The 15,714-nt window shown below is 67.2% G+C and carries 15 protein-coding genes; 6 read left to right on the top strand and 9 right to left on the bottom strand.

All coding sequences use genetic code 11. From position 1 onward, the window contains the following. Positions 1–117: 117 nt before the first annotated feature. Together KW836_RS08530 and KW836_RS08525 are read left to right on the top strand one after the other, a co-directional pair. The gene (locus KW836_RS08530) at positions 118–1,914 is read left to right on the top strand and encodes a methyl-accepting chemotaxis protein (RefSeq protein ID WP_218342975.1); all 1,797 of its coding nucleotides are present in this window, start codon (positions 118–120) and stop codon (positions 1,912–1,914) included. Positions 1,915–2,097: 183 nt separating this feature from the next. Further along, complete coding sequence (locus tag KW836_RS08525; RefSeq protein ID WP_218342974.1) at positions 2,098–2,484, top strand: VOC family protein; 387 nt, start codon at positions 2,098–2,100, stop codon at positions 2,482–2,484. A gap of 36 nt (positions 2,485–2,520) precedes the next feature. Here KW836_RS08525 and KW836_RS08520 read toward each other — a convergent pair whose 3' ends face one another. The 4 genes from KW836_RS08520 to KW836_RS08505 form a co-directional block, all read right to left on the bottom strand. Beyond that, a complete protein-coding gene (locus KW836_RS08520; RefSeq protein WP_255595183.1) occupies positions 2,521–4,161 on the bottom strand; it encodes a caspase family protein in 1,641 nt (546 codons plus the stop codon). A gap of 66 nt (positions 4,162–4,227) precedes the next feature. After that, positions 4,228–4,986, bottom strand: a complete 759-nt coding sequence (locus KW836_RS08515) for a hypothetical protein (protein WP_255595182.1) — start codon at positions 4,984–4,986, stop codon at positions 4,228–4,230. After that, positions 4,986–5,651 carry an RNA polymerase sigma factor gene (locus KW836_RS08510; protein ID WP_218342973.1) on the bottom strand — a complete coding sequence of 222 codons (666 nt, stop codon included), beginning with the start codon at positions 5,649–5,651 and terminating at the stop codon, positions 4,986–4,988. Before KW836_RS08510 ends, KW836_RS08515 begins: the two co-directional genes overlap by 1 nt. A gap of 49 nt (positions 5,652–5,700) precedes the next feature. Beyond that, positions 5,701–6,285 (bottom strand): hypothetical protein, encoded by a 585-nt coding sequence (locus tag KW836_RS08505; RefSeq protein WP_218342972.1) that lies wholly within the window; start codon positions 6,283–6,285, stop codon positions 5,701–5,703. A gap of 219 nt (positions 6,286–6,504) precedes the next feature. On the opposite strand from KW836_RS08505, the gene KW836_RS08500 reads away from it, so the two are divergent. The 4 genes from KW836_RS08500 (at position 6,505) to KW836_RS08485 (ending at position 10,513) form a co-directional block, all read left to right on the top strand. Further along, a complete protein-coding gene (locus KW836_RS08500) occupies positions 6,505–6,963 on the top strand; it encodes a hypothetical protein (RefSeq protein WP_175122654.1) in 459 nt (152 codons plus the stop codon). A gap of 151 nt (positions 6,964–7,114) precedes the next feature. Further along, positions 7,115–8,020: a hypothetical protein gene (locus KW836_RS08495; protein ID WP_255595180.1), complete on the top strand. Its 906-nt coding sequence runs from the start codon at positions 7,115–7,117 to the stop codon at positions 8,018–8,020. Positions 8,021–8,022: 2 nt separating this feature from the next. After that, complete coding sequence (locus tag KW836_RS08490) at positions 8,023–9,627, top strand: hypothetical protein (RefSeq protein WP_218342971.1); 1,605 nt, start codon at positions 8,023–8,025, stop codon at positions 9,625–9,627. After that, positions 9,617–10,513, top strand: a complete 897-nt coding sequence (locus tag KW836_RS08485; RefSeq protein WP_255595178.1) for a glycerophosphodiester phosphodiesterase — start codon at positions 9,617–9,619, stop codon at positions 10,511–10,513. The genes KW836_RS08490 and KW836_RS08485 overlap by 11 nt, the downstream gene beginning before the upstream one ends. Before the next feature lie 2 nt (positions 10,514–10,515). Here the strand turns inward: KW836_RS08485 and KW836_RS08480 are convergent, their stop codons facing one another. The 5 genes from KW836_RS08480 to hisD all read right to left on the bottom strand — a co-directional run bounded on the left by KW836_RS08480 (position 10,516) and on the right by hisD (position 15,491). After that, a complete protein-coding gene (locus KW836_RS08480) occupies positions 10,516–11,304 on the bottom strand; it encodes an HpcH/HpaI aldolase/citrate lyase family protein (protein WP_175122652.1) in 789 nt (262 codons plus the stop codon). 25 nt (positions 11,305–11,329) lie between these two features. Beyond that, the gene (locus KW836_RS08475; protein WP_218342970.1) at positions 11,330–12,316 is read right to left on the bottom strand and encodes a tripartite tricarboxylate transporter substrate binding protein; all 987 of its coding nucleotides are present in this window, start codon (positions 12,314–12,316) and stop codon (positions 11,330–11,332) included. An 81-nt stretch (positions 12,317–12,397) separates the two neighbouring features. Continuing rightward, entirely contained in the window at positions 12,398–13,411 is a 1,014-nt protein-coding gene (locus KW836_RS08470; RefSeq protein WP_175122650.1) for a LacI family DNA-binding transcriptional regulator, read from the bottom strand. Beyond that, positions 13,408–14,175, bottom strand: a complete 768-nt coding sequence (locus tag KW836_RS08465) for an SDR family NAD(P)-dependent oxidoreductase (protein WP_218342969.1) — start codon at positions 14,173–14,175, stop codon at positions 13,408–13,410. The genes KW836_RS08470 and KW836_RS08465 overlap by 4 nt, the downstream gene beginning before the upstream one ends. Further along, entirely contained in the window at positions 14,172–15,491 is a 1,320-nt protein-coding gene (gene hisD, locus KW836_RS08460) for a histidinol dehydrogenase (protein ID WP_175122648.1), read from the bottom strand. Before hisD ends, KW836_RS08465 begins: the two co-directional genes overlap by 4 nt. Between the last annotated feature and the right edge of the window lie 223 nt (positions 15,492–15,714).

Raw genomic sequence — 15,714 nt, 5'->3', positions numbered from 1 at the left:
CGGCGCAACCGCGCCGATCCGGCTTTTTCACCCGTAATTCCCCGTATTGCACCGCAACATGATGTGCTGTAGTGCCCGGGTGGAGGGCGCATTCCGCGCCCCCGTCGCGTGCCCATCATGTCCAAACTCAGAAATCTCTCTCTCCGGAGCAGCCTGACCGCACTGGTGCTGTTCTTCATCGTGATGCTGGTGGCCGTTGGCGCCATCGCCATGCAGCAGCTCTGGAGCATCAGCCAGAAGCAGCGCGCCATGTACACGGAAACCGTCATGCCGCTGCGCGTCGTCGTCGACGCCGCCCGCCAAGGCGCCACGCACTTCCGGCGCATGTACGTCTACATCTGGAACACCGATCCGCAAGGCCGCCAGAACGAACTTCGCCTGAACGAAGAATCCGAAAAATCCGTGTTGCAAGCGCGTGACCGTCTGCAGCAGGAGCAGGACCCTGCCCTGCGCGACCTCGGCGGCAAGCTGGCCGACACCTGGACCCGTTACAAGGCGGCCGTCAACGACGTGAAGGGCCTTGCCGACCGCAACGATCCGACCGCGATGACCGTCCTGCACAAGGACTCGGCCGCGCTGCATGTCGCCGCGCGCAACATCCTGATGGAAGCCGCCAAGCGCCAGGAAGAACTGGCCCGCCTCGACACCGAAGACGCCGCCGCCGCAGTCGAACGCACGTTCTGGACGCTGACCGCGCTGATCGTGCTGTGCGCGTTGATCGGCAGCATCCTGGGTCTGGGCCTGGTGCGCTCCGTCATGCGCCGTCTGGGCGGCGAGCCGGCCTACGCCGCGCAGATCGCCCAGGAAGTCGCCAAGGGCAACCTGGCCGTGCGCGTGCAACGCCGCGAAGGCGACCAGACCAGCGTGCTGGCCAACATGGACGCCATGCGCGCCAACCTGGCGCAACTGGTGAGCCAGGTGCGCCAGTCCAGCGAGTCCATCGCCACGGGCGCCACGCAGATCTCGTCCGGCAATGCCGACCTCAGCCAGCGCACCGAAGAACAGGCCGCCAACGTCGAAGAGACCGCGGCCTCGATGGAAGAGATGAATGCCGCGGTGAAGCAGAACCTGGAATCCGTGCAAATGGCCGGCAGCCTGGCCGGCTCGGCCAGCGCAGCCGCCGCACGCGGCGGCGAAGTGGTCGGGAACGTGGTCAGCACCATGGACGCCATCTCCGCCAGCTCGCGCAAGATCGTCGACATCATCGCCGTCATCGACTCCATTGCATTCCAGACCAACATCCTCGCGCTGAACGCCGCCGTTGAAGCGGCCCGCGCGGGCGAACAAGGCCGCGGCTTTGCGGTCGTGGCGAGCGAAGTGCGCGCCCTGGCCCAACGCAGCGCCAGCGCCGCCAAGGAAATCAAGCAGCTGATCAGCGACAGCGTCGGCAACGTTGAAGCCGGCTCGAACCTGGTCGGCGAAGCCGGCAGCACCATGAACGACATCGTGACGCAGGTGCGCCGCGTTGCCGACCTGATCGCCGAGATCGGCGCCGCCGCGCACGAGCAGGGACAAGGCATCTCGCAAGTGGGCGATGCCATCAACCAGCTCGACCAGACGACGCAGCAGAACGCCGCCCTGGTGGAAGAATCGGCCGCCGCTGCGCATAGCTTGAATTCGCAGGCGGCGACGCTGGTGAAGTTGGTCAGTGTGTTCCGTCTTGCCGAGGATGATGCGCCGCGTTTTGTAGCGCAGCCGCAGGTTGCTCAGGTGCGGGAGGTGCAGCCTGTAGTTAGCCAGCCTGCAAAGCCGCAGCGCGTCTTGGCCAAGCCGGCATCTTCACGTGCGGCCGCTGGCAAGCCGGCGGACACTCGCCGCGCCGACGCCAAGCCCGCGCCGCAAGTGAAAGCGCCGCTGCGCGTGCCGGGCGACAGCAAGCCCGCGCAGTCGAATGATGATTGGGAGAGTTTCTGATCGGTAGGCGGTGACACCGCGCGCAGGATCGGCGCAAGCCGCCTGCGCGTTCACCAGGCACCAGCGTGGATTCGCAATGCCAGAGCGCGTATCCCCACGTTGCAAATCGAAGCCATCCCGCCCCGCCCCCTCACCTATGCTGACCTCTCCGGCCCACGCGGCCGCCTTTCCCAGGAGCAGCGTATGTTGGACCACATCGAGATTCACGTCAGCGACTTCGCGCGCAGCCGGGCTTTCTACCTGAGCGCGCTTGCAGCGGTGGGGTATGTGCCGCGCAAGGCGCTCCCGACGGGCATGGGATTTGGCGTTGGCGAGGCCGACGACGCGGGCGACCCGGGCGGCGAGTTCTGGATTCATGAGGGCACGCCCAGCACGCCGCGCGTGCATGTGGCGTTCCGCGCGCGCAGCCGTGACGAGGTCGACGCCTTTCATCGCGCGGCGCTGGCGGCCGGCGGGCGCGACAACGGCCCGCCGGGGTTACGCCCGAAATACCATCCGAACTACTACGGCGCCTTCATCCTGGATCCCGACGGCTACAACGTCGAGGCGGTGTATCACCGCCCTGCCTGACGCGTCTGCGACGTCATACGCGCGCCGCCACGGGGTTCAGGGCTGGCCGGGCGGGCGCACGCCCAGCGCGCGCAGCCACGGGTTGTCCGGCAGGCCCTGAATGGGCGCCATGCCGGGCATCGGAAAACCGACCGGATTAAGGGCGGCGTCCTGCAGCACCTTGGCCCACTCGCGCGGGTCGATCGGTTCGCCCATGCGCGCGCGCACATCCAGCAGGTCCATCGCCGCGCGCCGGTGCCCTGCCTCGGCGGCATCGCGAAACAGGCGTTCGGCCACGGCATAGTTCTTGGGCACGCCCCGGCCCATGCCGGTCAGCTCGCCCAGATAGGTCTGCGCGGGCGCGAAGCCTTGATCCGCGGCGCGTTGATACCAGCGGGCGGCGACGGAGTAGTTCTGTTGCACGTGCTCGCCGTTCTCGGCGATTAGCCCCAAGGTGGTCATGGCGACCACGTCGCCCGCCTTGGCGCGCGCCTGCAACGACGCCAGCCGGGGCTCGTCCACATACTGCGCGCCGCGTTCGATTTCGTATTCCCAGGCGCTCATGCGGGCCTTGATCAGATCGCGGCCCAGCGTGGGGGACGGGCCTCGGCCCTGCGCCGTCTGACCGCCGGATGCCCCCGGCGTCGCGGGCGTCTGTCCGTCCGCCAGCGTGGTGAACGTGACGGTGCCGACCAGGCTGCTGGCGTAGTGCGGAATCTGCCGGTAGGCGGTGGCCACCTGCACGTCGGCGGTCAATTGCTTGAAGAAGGTCTCCACCGGCGCGGAACCGGGCAGCGTGCGCAGTCCTTGCGCGAAGTAGTACGCGTAGGGGCTGTGGCGGGGGCCGTCGTTGCCAAAGCCGTCTTCGGCCGTGGCGCCGGGCTGTGTGGAGAAGGCGATAAGTTCACCGCCTGCGGGAACGGCATGCACCAGTCCCGCGGCGGGGGTGCCCCGCGTCAGGTTGGTGCGGCAGGCGTCCAGCACCATCAGGCGCGCGCGGACATTGGCACGCCGCAGCGCTTGCGACACGCGCTTGAGGCTCAACGAGCTTTGCTGGGCCGTGCGGATGCGCACTTCACCCAGCGGCAAAGGCAGGTCCACACCGAACAGATAGTTCACGTCGTCCACCGCAACAGCATGTCCGGCGAAGTACATCAGCGCCAGGTCCCCGCCGGCGGCGCGAAGGGCGAAATCGTCGACGGCGGCTTCCATCTGCGCCGTGGTCAGGTCCGTGAGCAGGGTCACATCGACCTGGCGCTGGCGCAGCGAGTCGGCGATGAGACGGGCGTCGTTGACCGGGTTGACCAGCGCGTTCGCGGGAACGGCGTAGCGCGCGTTGCCGATCACCAGCGCGTAGCGGCGCTTGGCGGGCGTGGCTTGGGGGTCGGCTTGGGGGTCGGCTTGCGCCTTGGCATCCGATGCGGCCTTGGAATCCGTCGCATCTGCGGAAGGCCTGTCGTCCGGCGCAGGCGCAGGCGTGGTCGGCTGGGGTGCCGGCGCGCCCGAGCGGGCCGGCTCCTCGTCCATCATGTTCCGGTTGTTCAGCCCCCGCGCATTCGCACCCGCCGCGAGCGCGGCGCTGGCGTGCCCGCCGCAGAGCCCCGCGCCGACCAGCGCGGCCAGCAGGCGCCGCCGCATCAGGGGTTGCGGCCGCGCGTCCGGCATGCTGGAAAGGGCAGGTTCTTTGGTGGGCTTCATAGAAACATTCGCGGTCTGACTTTTGTTCGGGAGGGACTGGACGTTATCTCGGGCTTGCGCCGGGCCTCACCGTTTGGGGCACGCGCCCGCTGGCGCCGCCGTGATTGACAGCGCGCCCAGCGCCGTCGCGGCATCGCGCAGCGACGACTCACGCGCAGCGGCCAGGACGTATCGCCCGTCCGCATCAGGCCCGTCGACGATGGACACCGCGTACTGGGACAAGGTATTGCGCAACTGCCGCGCCGTCAGGGCATCGGGAAGATCGACCACCAACCGCGGACAAGATGCACCGCCGCGCGTCAGGACGTCGTCAGACAGGACAACCGCGGGACCTTGCACCGGCGCCTGCTGGATCACCACGACGGACAGCATGATCGCGAGCGCCCAGCCCAGCGGCATCAACGGGCTGGCGGGCGTAGGCCACAGCCATTGCCACAAGCGCCGCACGCGCGACACCGGCGCGTGCGAAGACACCGGCGCGCGCGCAGACGCAGGCTCAGACGCTGACGCACGCGCAGACGCAGGCTCAGACGCTGACGCACGCGCAGATTTGGCAGACGCAGGCTCAGACGCGGACGCAGATTCGGCAGACGCCGGCGCAGGCGCCGCCTCCACGCCCTGCGCCAGCGCACGCAAGAAAGCCGCATCGCGCTCGCCCTGCCCGATCTCGTTATGCGCAAGCTGGCGTGCCTCGGCAAGATTGCGCCACGCCTCCAGTTCCTCCCGCAATGCGGGATCGCGCGCGAGATCGGCTTCGAAGGCCCGGCGGGCATCGGCGTCCAGCTCGCCGGACAAATACGACAGCACTCGGTCTTCAGCCATCATCAGTCCATCCCCTTGCGGGTGCATTCCGTCACCAGCTTGCGCGCGGCGTGCAGGCGGCTCTTAACGGTGGGCACGTGCAGGTCCTGCTGCCGGGCGATCTGTTCCATCGGCATGTCGTCCAGGTACAGGAACATGGTGGTTTTCAGCGTGTCGCTGAGTTTGTTCAGGCAGTCGCGCATTCGCTTGACGACCGACAGGTGCTCGTACGCCTGCGCGGGGTCGGCAAAGAGCGAGTCATCCGCCACATCCCGGGCGTCGTCAAACGCCGTGTCGTCCCGATCCCCGCCGTCGTCGGGACCCGCCCACTGCACCTCGTGCCGCGTGCGGCGGTGATACTGGATCAGCTCGTGCAGCGATCCGCGGTACAGGTAGCCGCCCAGCTTGCTGACGGCCAGTTCATGCGCCGTCCATCCGCCCTCGGGCTGGCCGTGCAGCAGGACCTCGTCCTTGAAACTGCGCGTCTGCAGGAACTTCATGAGCGCGTTGTTGAACGCGTCCACCACGCCTTCGGGCGGCGTGTTGAAGAACTTTCTGCGCAGTTTCAGCGTGATGTGCTGCTCGGCCTTGTTCCGGAACGCCAGCGCGTAGCGCGGGTCGGCGTGCATGATGCGCAACAGCGCGTCGACGTTGTCGATGACGTAGCGCTTGGATTCGAGCGTGTTCATGATTCAGGTTCTTGGGGCTGCGGCACCTTAGCTGCGCAGGGGCGGAAAATCAAGCGCGGCGGCGCAACGCGGCGACCCCGCGGACAGTAAAGGCCAGCGCGATGGCGACAGACTGATAGAAGCCGAACCCGAACGACAGGCCGCTCCACAGGTTGGACGCCATGTCGCCCGCCAGGCTGCGGCCGGCGCGCGAACTGCCCATGAAACCCGACAATTGGCGCGTCGCATTCATGAACTCCTGCACCTGCGAGACCACGCCTGCCAACGCGATGATCCACAACGCCAGCGGCGCAAAGTAGCCCAGGCGCGCCGCGCGATGGTCCAGCAGCGAAGGCAGCAAAGGCCCCACGACGGCCAGCAGCCACAACACGGCATAGAATCCCGCGCCGGCCCCCTGCCCGGCCATCGCGCCCTGCACGCTGCCGCCATTCTGCAAGCGCAGGAGGTCGTAGAAGCTCAGACTGACGCCCGATCCCATCATGCGCACGGAGACCACCGCGAAAAGCGTGGTGCCCAGAAGAAACAGCAACGCGCCCGCCGCGTCGCCCCGGTTGACGCGCTGAACCGCAATGGCTGCCCACCGGGTTGCGTGGGTCTTTGCCTGCGTCAGTACGTCTTGTGCTTTGTCCTGCATGGTGTTTCCTTTTTTTGCGTGAGGCGGATGCCGGTAATGACCCCTACGCGCCACAGCGCAAAAGGTTCGATTTTTTTTTCGCCCTTTTTTCGGCCAATTGATTTGCCGGGTTCGGTTTATCCTTCGTCGCTAAATTTTTCGAACCTTTTTCAAGACGGCGCGTAGCAAGGGTCATGGGCTCGTCTTTTTTCCCACTTACCACCAACGGAGCGTTGAATCATGTCCACCCCCACCCCGCTGTCCACCCTGTACCAGACCGTGGTGCAAGAAGAACTGGGCCTCGTCGCCAGCTTTGACGAGCAAGGCGATGTGGTCTTCAAGCATCCCGACATGGGCATCATGTATTTCAGCCTGAGCGATTCGGACCCGGAATTCCTGCGCCTCGTCTACCCCGCCTTCGTGCAGGCAGATGAACTGAACCTGACGCGCGGCCAGTTCCTTGAAGTCATCAACGTCGTGAACAACCGCTGCAAGGCCATCAAGCTGACGCTGCCGCAAGAGGACGCCGATCGCCCGGCGCGCGTCTCGGCCTCGGTGGAAAGCTTCGTGGCCGCGCCCGACACCCTGCCCGACATCGCCCTGCTGCGCGCCACCGTTGCCCGCACCGTGTCCGCCATTCGCAATGGCGTGCACGAACTGGTGAAACTGTCGATGGAACTGAAGCAGGCCGCCAACTGACGCGCCAAACCCGCGCCTGGTTGGCGACGACGCACGGCGCGACGCGCCCGCCGCAATTGAAACAAGTCTGGTCCTGTGCTGTAACTTTGCGATACATTGCAGGGCTTTGACGAAAAAGGCGCCCGTGTGGCGCCCGGTTTTCCGCCTTCCCATGATGTCATTGCGCCTGCACGTATCCCGTTCGTTGATCCTTCGCCTTGCGGCCAGCTTCCTCTTGCTGGCGGGCCTGTCCGCCTGCGCCGTCAAGACCAATTCGCGGGGCAACTACGTGTTCGGCGTGGACACCGCCGCCCTGTTCGGCACCGAGATCGGCCAGTTCCCGCTGCAGGACGGCGGACTGGGCACTTTGCGCCGTGAAGGCAAGAACTTCTCGGTGAAGCTATCAGGCAACCAGCGCGTGGTGCCCCTGAACAATGTCGAGTCCGCGCGCATCGCCCGGACCGAAAACATTGGCCCGCGCACCGTGGTCGTCATCGAGACCCAGCGCCGCAACTGCGATTACCGCTATACCGTGCTGGCCATCGAGGGGTCCGACGTGTTGTCGTGGGACGTGGGCAATTGCCGTGACCGGCCCGTCGTGCTGGTCCAGGACGACCGCAGCGCGCTGACGTTCGACTTTCCAAAGGGCTCGGCAATCGAGCGCTTTGTTTACACGCAGGATGGCCGGATGCGCCGCGGCAACGTCAAGAGCGTCGCGGGCTTGAATCCGCGCGCCAAGCCGTTTGCCGACGAGTCGCTGCATCCGCCCGGGTACATGGATTCGATCCGGCTGCATGGCGTCTATCCGCCGCCCGCCGCGCCGGCCGCGCGATCGGGCAAGGCGGCTAAGCCGGCCAGCGGCGGCCGCCGTTCGCCACCCAATGCGCCCGCCGCGGTGCAGACACAGACGGCCGGCAGCGACACATCCGCTGGCCGCGTGGTGCCGCCGCCCCCGCAGCGCGTGTCCACGGGCGACGCGCCCGCAACACCCCGCTCGGGCGCGGCATCGCGCACACCCGCCAAGCTGGACCTGCCCGAAGAAGAAATCACCTCGACCCGTCTGGACCTGAGGGATTGATCGTGCGCCAGGCCCAGATTCGCCAGATTTTGTTCCTGATCGTCCTGACGGTCATCTACCTCAGTTTTGAACTCGGCTTCAACGCCCGGTTGCTCGATGTGGTGGGCAGCCGCGCCACGCCGCACGATATCGAGGAACTGGAGTTCTTCGGCCGCACCCTGTCCGGCATCGCCGCCGCGCTGGTGGTGTTGCAACTGATGCTGACCCGGCGGCTTGCCACCGGCGGCCGGCCGTCTTACCTGAAGATTGCCGTGGCCTGCGCCGTGACCGCGCTACTGGTCTTCAGCGCCATCAAGATGATGGTGAACGTGCTGGTCGACTCGCGCGACGGCGAGTTCCGCCGCATTGCCACCAACGCCGGGCTGCTGCAACGCTCGCTGGTGCAGGGCGACCTGCATCTGGACGGGCTGGTGGACGACGGCATCTACGCGCGGCCCGAGGGCAAGGCGTTCCTGGCGGTGTTCCAGGTGCTGCTGACCAACATCGACAATCTGGATGAAAAGGTCGAACCCAAGAAGCGCCAGGTCATCCGCACCGACCTGCAGCGCCAGATGAAGACCTTCACCTTCGATGACCGCGAAGTCCGCATGACGTCCCCGGGCATCCGCGGCTATCACCAGGTCTACACCAGCGTGATGCAGTCCGTCGCCGAACGCTGGAAGAAATACGCCGGCGTGCCCGTCCCGTCGGACATCGGCCTGGCGCGCGAACAGGATCGCGCGTGGGGCGACTACCGCCGCAACCTGTCGCGCCGCGGCTGGACGCCCGACAGCGTGCCGGCTCGCTACCAAGGCCGTGTGGTGCAGGACGTGCGCAAGCGCATTCCCGTGCCGGCCGGCTGGCAGCCGCACGACCGGGCCACCTTCAATGAAGCGGTCGCGCAGCAATACTGGAAGACCATGCGCAGCCGCACGGTGCATGTCGAGGGCGATGCCATTCCGCCCGGTCTGTCGTACGAAGACTTCGTGGCGCGCCCCGGCGTGCAGAAGCTGCTGCGCCAGACCTTGATGGTGCCGGCCACCATGAACGTCGCGCCCAATTACACCGACGCCGCCAGCTTCAAGCGGCTGTACGACGGCATGCTGGACCGGGCCGTGGACGAAGCCATGCCGCGCTTTTCCGCCAGCAGCGCGGACTTTGCGCGCGGCGGCCAGCATCAACAGTTGGGCGAAGACGCCGCGCGCGCGGCCATCGTGCCGCCGGTTGCGCTGCTGTTCTCGCTGCTGGGTGCGGTGGGCCACTTTGGCAAGCTGCTTTACCTGATCGTCAAACTCGTCGTCTGGCTGCGCACGCCCGCCGGCCAGCAGCCGGGGCGCACCGCCACGCGCGCGGCGGGTCTGGCGCTGGTGCTGACGCTGGCCTGCGTCTGGACGGCGTTCTCGTTCATGCAGAACGGCGTGACGCAAAGTGAACTCTTCCAGCAGATGTCGCGCGTGGAAGGCGGGCGCGATGACGAGTCGATCGGTCAGGCGCTGCGGCGCCGCGTGCTGGCCAACGTGGCGCACGTGATCGTCGTGGGCCAGGCCTACACCTATCCTTTCAACGAAGCCGTGCGCACGACGGTGCTGGGCGGCTTCCGGTTCGGATACCACGGCGATGCGGGCTAGCCGTCTGATAGCCGCGCTGCTGACCGCCGCCCTGCCCTGGTCCGGCGCCAGCGCCGCGTGCCTGGGCATGCAGGTGCATGCGCATCGCGGCGCGCCCGCGCTGCCCGAAAATTCGTTGGCCTCGATTCGCGCGGTCTACGCCGGCGCATGGGATGGCGTCGAAATCGACATGCAGCGCCTGAAGGACGGCGTCTGGGTGCTGCACCACGACCTGCTGACCGGCAGGACGGTAAGCGGCGTCGGACGCCGCGCCGTGCTGCAACTGTCCAGCGACCAATGGCGCGACGCCAAGTTGACGGGCGCCGGCGGCGGAGCGCCCCCGCCCTTCCTGACTGATGCGCTGCGCGTCGCCGCCGCTCAGCCCGCCAAGACCTTCAATGCGGAACTGAAGGTCCTCTACCGCGACTGCGCGCCGGTGTCCAAGCTGGTCGCCGGCATGAAGACCGCGCTGCCGCACGGCAACTGGATGATCACGTCCGCCTTCCCCGAGGCGCTGCGCTGCGTGCGCGGCACCGACCGGCAGGGCTATCTGGGCCTGATCGTTTTCGACCCGCGCCACGCGGATTCCCTGGGCGCAAGCCCGCTCGGCAAGTATGTGTCGCAGCGCGCCACCGCGCCCAAGCTGACGCGCCAGTGGCTGGCCAATCTATCCGCCACCGTCGGCGCGCCGGTGGGCGTGCACGTGGACGCCTTGACGCTGTCCGCCAACCCGCAACTGCTGCGCGATGCCGCCGCGCAATCCGTGCGCGTCTTCGTGTACGCGGTGGGCGGCGATGCGGCGTTGGCGCAGCAATTGCGCGCCACGAAACAGCGCGAAGGCTATCTGCCGTCCGGCGTCATCATCGACGGCGATGCGCGGGCGTTTTGCCGGGCGATGGGCGGATAGCGTCAATAGGCGGGCGGCTTCGCCTCGCGCCCGGCCGAGGCCGCCTGCGCCAGCGCGCGGGTGATGATGCTGGTCGACACGTTGGCGAAGTAGCGCGCGCCCATGGCCCCGTACTTTTCCTCGTCCTGCGGCGTCAGCGCGATTATCCCTGAGCACTTCCCTGCCCCGGCGATCGCGCGCAGCCCGGCCGCGATGGCGCGTTGCACGGGTTCGGCGTTCCAGTCGCTGCCGTGACCCATCGCATGCGCCAGATCGTTGGGTCCGATGAACACCGCATCCACGCCGTCCACCGCCGCAATTTCGCCCGCCGCCGCAATGGCCTCGGGCGTTTCGATCATGGCGATGAAGCCGATGCCCTCATTGCTGCGCTGCGTGTGCCCGGCGCCGCCGAAGGCCCCGTAACCGGCCGCGCGCGTGCTGAAGGCGCTGCCGCGGCGGCCCACTGGCGGATAGTGGATCATGCCGGCGAGACGCCGTGCCTGCTCGGCGCTTTCCACCATGGGCACCTGCACGGCACTTGCGCCCATGTCCAGGATGCGCGGCAAGTCCTGCTCGAAGCAGCGCACGATCGGCACGATGCCCGTGGCGCGTGCGGCGCGCAGCATGTGCTCGGTCATGCCGAAATCGGCACTGCCGTGCTCGTTGTCGAGGATGATGAAATCAAAGCCGGCGTACGCGCACATCTCGACGATGGCCGGGCTGGGCAATCCGTTGAACAGGCCGCGCAGCGGCTTGCCACTGCGCAGCATGTCCGGCAGGCGGCCGTCCAGCGGGAAGCGGGGATCGGTCATGCAAGTCTCCTGTGTCGGGGCGGGGTCAGTCGGCCTGGATGCCGGCGTCCTTGATCACCTTGCCCCATTTTTCGATTTCGCTGCGTTGGAATTGCGAGAATTCCGCCGAGCCGCGGCCGTCGGGGGCCACGCCCAGCGTCAGCAGCTTGGCGCGCACGTCGGGGGTGTTGACGATGGCCGCAATCTCGCGTCCCAAGCGCTCCACCACCGGCGCGGGCGTGCCCGCCGGCGCGAAGATGCCTTGCCACGATTGCATCGCAAAGCCCGGCAAGCCCAGTTCGGCCAGCGGCTTGACGCCCGGCAGATCCGCCAGCGGCGCGCTTGACGTGACGCCCAGCACCTTGACCCGCTTGGCATCGATCATTGGACGCGCGGCCGCGACCGTTTCAAACACCATGTCGATCTGTCCGCCGATCAGGTCCACCATCGACTGCGATCCTCCCTTGTAGACGATCTGGCGCAGGCGCGTATTGGAAATCGACTGGAAGAGCTGCCCCGACAGATGCTGCGATGTGCCCGCGCCAGCCGTGCCGTACGTCAGCCCGTCCGGATCGGCCCGCGCGGCATCGATGACCTGTTGCACCGTGTTGAACGGGCTGTCTGCCCGCACCACCAAAGCGTTGCTGACCATGCCCACCAGGCTGACGGGCGTGAAGTCCTTGACCGGGTCATAGCCCAGCGACTTGATGAAGAACGGATTGACGGCATGCGTGGTGATGGTGCCGCCTACGATGGTGTAGCCGTCGGGCTCGGCGCGCGCCACCTGTTGTGTGCCCACAATGCCGGACACGCCCGGCTTGTTCTCGACGATGACTGACTGCCCGAGACGAGCGCTCAACTGCTCGGCCATCAGGCGCGCGACGCCGTCGGACACGCCGCCCGGCGAGAACGGCACGATGTATCGGATGTTCTTGCTCGGCCAGGCGGGCGCGCCGCCTTGGGCGTGGGCCAAGCCGGCGGTCAACCCGATGGCCGCGACGGCGGTCAGGGTGCGTACAAAAATGCTGCGCATGCGTTTGTCTCCTGGAGTCGATGAGCGCGGTCTGTGCGCGCTTTCATTGGGTAGTGCCGGAAAAAGGGGAATAGCGAATCTTCAGGGCCCCGCCCGGACCGTCGCGCGTTCAACCAGGCTGCAGGGAATGACGATGTCGCGCGGCCGCAGTTCGGCCTGCATCTGTTCGCGCAGCAGGGCGACGGTGGCGTCCACCATGGGTTCCACCTGCTGACGCACGGTGGTCAGGCGATACGCGCCCCAGGCCGCCTGCGGCACGTCGTCAAAGCCCACGACGGCCACGTCCTCCGGCACGCGCAGGCTAAGTTCCTGACGCAGCACGTCAAGCGCCGCAATCGCCATGTGATCGTTGCCGGCAAACAGCGCGTCCGGCGGGTCGGCGGCAAACATTCGGCGAACCGCAGCCTGCGCCAGATCGAAGTCGTAGTGGCCCACTTCGCGGCAGGCGATGTCGTGGCCGAGTTCGGTCAACGCGTCCCGGTAGCCCCGTTCGCGTTCGATGCTGGTCGACGAATCCTCCAGCCCCGCCAGAAATCCAAAGCGCCGGTAGCCGCGGTCCACCAGCAGGCGCGCCACCAGTTGGCCGCCCGCATAGTTGTCGGACGTGACCGAGCTGCTGGCGTGACGTGCCAGGCCGCCCAGGATGGACACCCGATTGAACTGCACCACCGGCACGCCGACTTCTGCGCAACTGCGCGCCACGTTGGACGACAGCATGGCGGAGGCCATGACGATGCCGTCGACCTGGTATTGCAGGATCTCGGCCAGCACACCGTCGGCCGCCTCGTCCACCTCGGCGATGAACATCAGCACGTGATAGCCCTCTTTCTGCAGCTTCTGCGACAGACGCTCGATCACCAGCGGGTAGAACTGGTTTTCCAGATAGCTCATCACCAATGCGACGATGCGGCTGCGGCGGGTGATCAGGCTGCGCGCCAGCGCGTTGGGCCGATAGCCCAGTTTCTGCGCGGCCGCCAGCACCTTGCGCCGCGTCTCTTCGGACACGCTGGCGCCGGGCGTGAACGTGCGGCTGACGGCCGATTGCGACACCTGCGCCAGATCCGCCACGTCCTGCGCGCGGGGCGCGGTCCTCATGCCGCGGTCCATCCCGCATCCAGCATCAGCGCGCTGCCCGTCATCAGACTGGACGCATCACTGGCCAGGAACACAATGGCGCCCATCACTTCGTCCAGACGGCCGACGCGGCCCAGCGCGTTGCGCGCGCAGACCCAGTCCCGGAAGCCGGGCTGCTCCAGCATGCCCGCCGTCATGGGCGTTTCGATGAAGGTCGGGCAGACGGTGTTCACGCGGATGTTGGCCGCGCCCAGTTCCCACGCCAAGGCGCGCGTCATGCCTTCGAGCGCGTGCTTGCTGGCGCAATACAGCGTGCGGCGTGGACTGCCCACGTGCCCCATCTGCGACGACACATTCACGATGGACCCCGCACGGCCTTCCTGCAGCAGGCGGCGCGCCACGGCCCGGCTGGTGTAGAAAGCTGCCTTCACGTTCAGATCCAGCACGGCGTCGATGTCCTCGTCGGACTGCTCGACCAGCGGCTTGGGACGATTCATGCCCGCGTTGTTGACCAGAATGTCAAAGGGCTCGGCGTGCGCGACCGCCTGATCTACGGCGGCCGAGTCCGTCACGTCCAGCACCAGCGGCGCACAGCCGATGCCTTCGGCCCGCAAGGCTTCGCACACTTGCGCCAGTTCCGGCTCGCGCCGGGCCGCCACCGTCACATGCGCGCCCGCGCGGCCCAGCGCGGCGGCCGCCGCCAGCCCGATGCCGCCGCTGCCGCCCGTCACCAGGGCGCGGCGTCCGTCCAGGCGGAAGTCCGGTCCTTTGGGCAGCGCAATCATGCCTGGGCCTCCACCGGCCGATACCACGGCAGGTCGGGGCGATTGCCATAGCGGCGCACGCGGATGTTGGCCTGCTCGCCGTGGCCCGCAAAATTCTCCATGTGGCACAGGCGCGAGCAATACTCGCCCATCGCCGCGCTGGCCTCGTCCGTCAGCACGCGCTGATAGGTGCAGGTCTTCAGGAACTTGCCCACCCACAGGCCGCCGGTGTAGCGCGCGTTGCGGTTCGTCGGCAGCGTGTGGTTGGTGCCGATCACCTTGTCGCCAAAGCTGACGTTGGTGCGCGGGCCCAGGAACAGCGCGCCGTAGTTCGTCATCCGGTTCAGGAAGTAATCGGGATCGCGCGTCATGACCTGCACGTGCTCGAACGCCAGGTCATCGGCCACCTGCAGCATTTCCTCGTCGCTGTCGCAGACGATGACCTCGCCGCAATCGGCCCACGCCTTAGCCGCGATGCCCGCCGTCGGCAGGATCGACAGCTGGCGCTCGACTTCGGCCAGCGTGGCGCGCGCCAGTTGTTCGCTGGTGGTCAGCAGCACCGCAGGAGACGTAGGGCCGTGTTCCGCCTGGCCCAGCAGGTCGACGGCGCACAGCTCGCCATCCACGCTGTCGTCGGCGATCACCAGCGTCTCGGTCGGTCCCGCGAACAGGTCGATGCCCACCCGGCCGTACAACTGCCGCTTGGCCTCTGCCACGAACATGTTGCCCGGGCCGACCAGCATGTCCACGGGCGCCACGCTGGGCGTGCCCACCGCCATCGCCACCACGGCCTGCACGCCGCCCAGCACCAGGATCTCGTCCGCGCCCGCCATGTCCATGGCGGTCACGATCGCCGGATGCGGCTTGCCCTGATACGGCGGCGCCGTGGACACGATGCGCTTGACGCCCGCCACCTTGGCGGTCAGGACGCTCATATGCGCCGAGGCCAGCAGCGGATATTTGCCGCCCGGGATGTAGCAGCCCACCGCGTTCATCGGCACGTGCTTGTGGCCCAGGACCACGCCGGGATAGGTTTCCACTTCCACATCGCGCATCGAGTCGCGCTGGATCTGCGCAAAGTTGCGGACCTGGCTCTGCGCAAATGCGATGTCCTCGATCTCGCGCGCCGACAACTGCTTGCGCGCCGCCTCGATCTCGGCGCGCGACAGGCGGAAGTCCGCCGGGTCCCAGTTGTCGAACTTGCGGCTGTAATCGCGCACGGCGTCGTCGCCACGGGTTTCGATGTCGCGGATGATGTCTTCGACGGTGGCGCGCACCTTGGCGTCGTCGTCGGTCTTGACGGCGGCGGTCCGGCCGCGCTTCAGATAACGGATCATGGTCTCGGGTCCTGCAAGCGTTGAAAGTTCATCGATGGAGGGCACTTTCAAAGCCTTGCATACGTATGCAAATAGGGAGAAACCCGGAGATCGCGCGTACGCCGACCCTCCCTTCCACTTGCGCGGGATCGCGGCGCCATCGCGAATGCGCTGTCAGGCTGCTGACAGCCGGGCGCCGAGCGCTTTCGCTACACTCACGGGATTCCGCATCGATGACCGCCGG

It is taken from the genome of Achromobacter sp. ACM05 (genome assembly GCF_019218915.1).
GTDB lineage: Bacteria > Pseudomonadota > Gammaproteobacteria > Burkholderiales > Burkholderiaceae_B > Achromobacter > Achromobacter animicus.
Note: the sequence above shows the minus strand (reverse complement) of the source record. Positions and strands in the feature narration are given on the sequence as shown.

Excerpts from the sequence above, each read along its gene's own strand:
- KW836_RS08480 (WP_175122652.1), bottom strand. The coding sequence starts at position 11,304 with ATGACCGATCCCCGCTTCCCGCTGGACGGCCGCCTGCCGGACATGCTG.
- KW836_RS08525 (WP_218342974.1), top strand. The coding sequence starts at position 2,098 with ATGTTGGACCACATCGAGATTCACGTCAGCGACTTCGCGCGCAGCCGG.
- KW836_RS08495 (WP_255595180.1), top strand. The coding sequence starts at position 7,115 with ATGATGTCATTGCGCCTGCACGTATCCCGTTCGTTGATCCTTCGCCTT.
- KW836_RS08485 (WP_255595178.1), top strand. The coding sequence starts at position 9,617 with ATGCGGGCTAGCCGTCTGATAGCCGCGCTGCTGACCGCCGCCCTGCCC.
- KW836_RS08470 (WP_175122650.1), bottom strand. The coding sequence starts at position 13,411 with ATGAGGACCGCGCCCCGCGCGCAGGACGTGGCGGATCTGGCGCAGGTG.
- KW836_RS08515 (WP_255595182.1), bottom strand. The coding sequence starts at position 4,986 with ATGATGGCTGAAGACCGAGTGCTGTCGTATTTGTCCGGCGAGCTGGAC.
- KW836_RS08520 (WP_255595183.1), bottom strand. The coding sequence starts at position 4,161 with ATGAAGCCCACCAAAGAACCTGCCCTTTCCAGCATGCCGGACGCGCGG.
- KW836_RS08510 (WP_218342973.1), bottom strand. The coding sequence starts at position 5,651 with ATGAACACGCTCGAATCCAAGCGCTACGTCATCGACAACGTCGACGCG.
- hisD (WP_175122648.1), bottom strand. The coding sequence starts at position 15,491 with ATGATCCGTTATCTGAAGCGCGGCCGGACCGCCGCCGTCAAGACCGAC.
- KW836_RS08500 (WP_175122654.1), top strand. The coding sequence starts at position 6,505 with ATGTCCACCCCCACCCCGCTGTCCACCCTGTACCAGACCGTGGTGCAA.
- KW836_RS08475 (WP_218342970.1), bottom strand. The coding sequence starts at position 12,316 with ATGCGCAGCATTTTTGTACGCACCCTGACCGCCGTCGCGGCCATCGGG.
- KW836_RS08505 (WP_218342972.1), bottom strand. The coding sequence starts at position 6,285 with ATGCAGGACAAAGCACAAGACGTACTGACGCAGGCAAAGACCCACGCA.
- KW836_RS08465 (WP_218342969.1), bottom strand. The coding sequence starts at position 14,175 with ATGATTGCGCTGCCCAAAGGACCGGACTTCCGCCTGGACGGACGCCGC.
- KW836_RS08530 (WP_218342975.1), top strand. The coding sequence starts at position 118 with ATGTCCAAACTCAGAAATCTCTCTCTCCGGAGCAGCCTGACCGCACTG.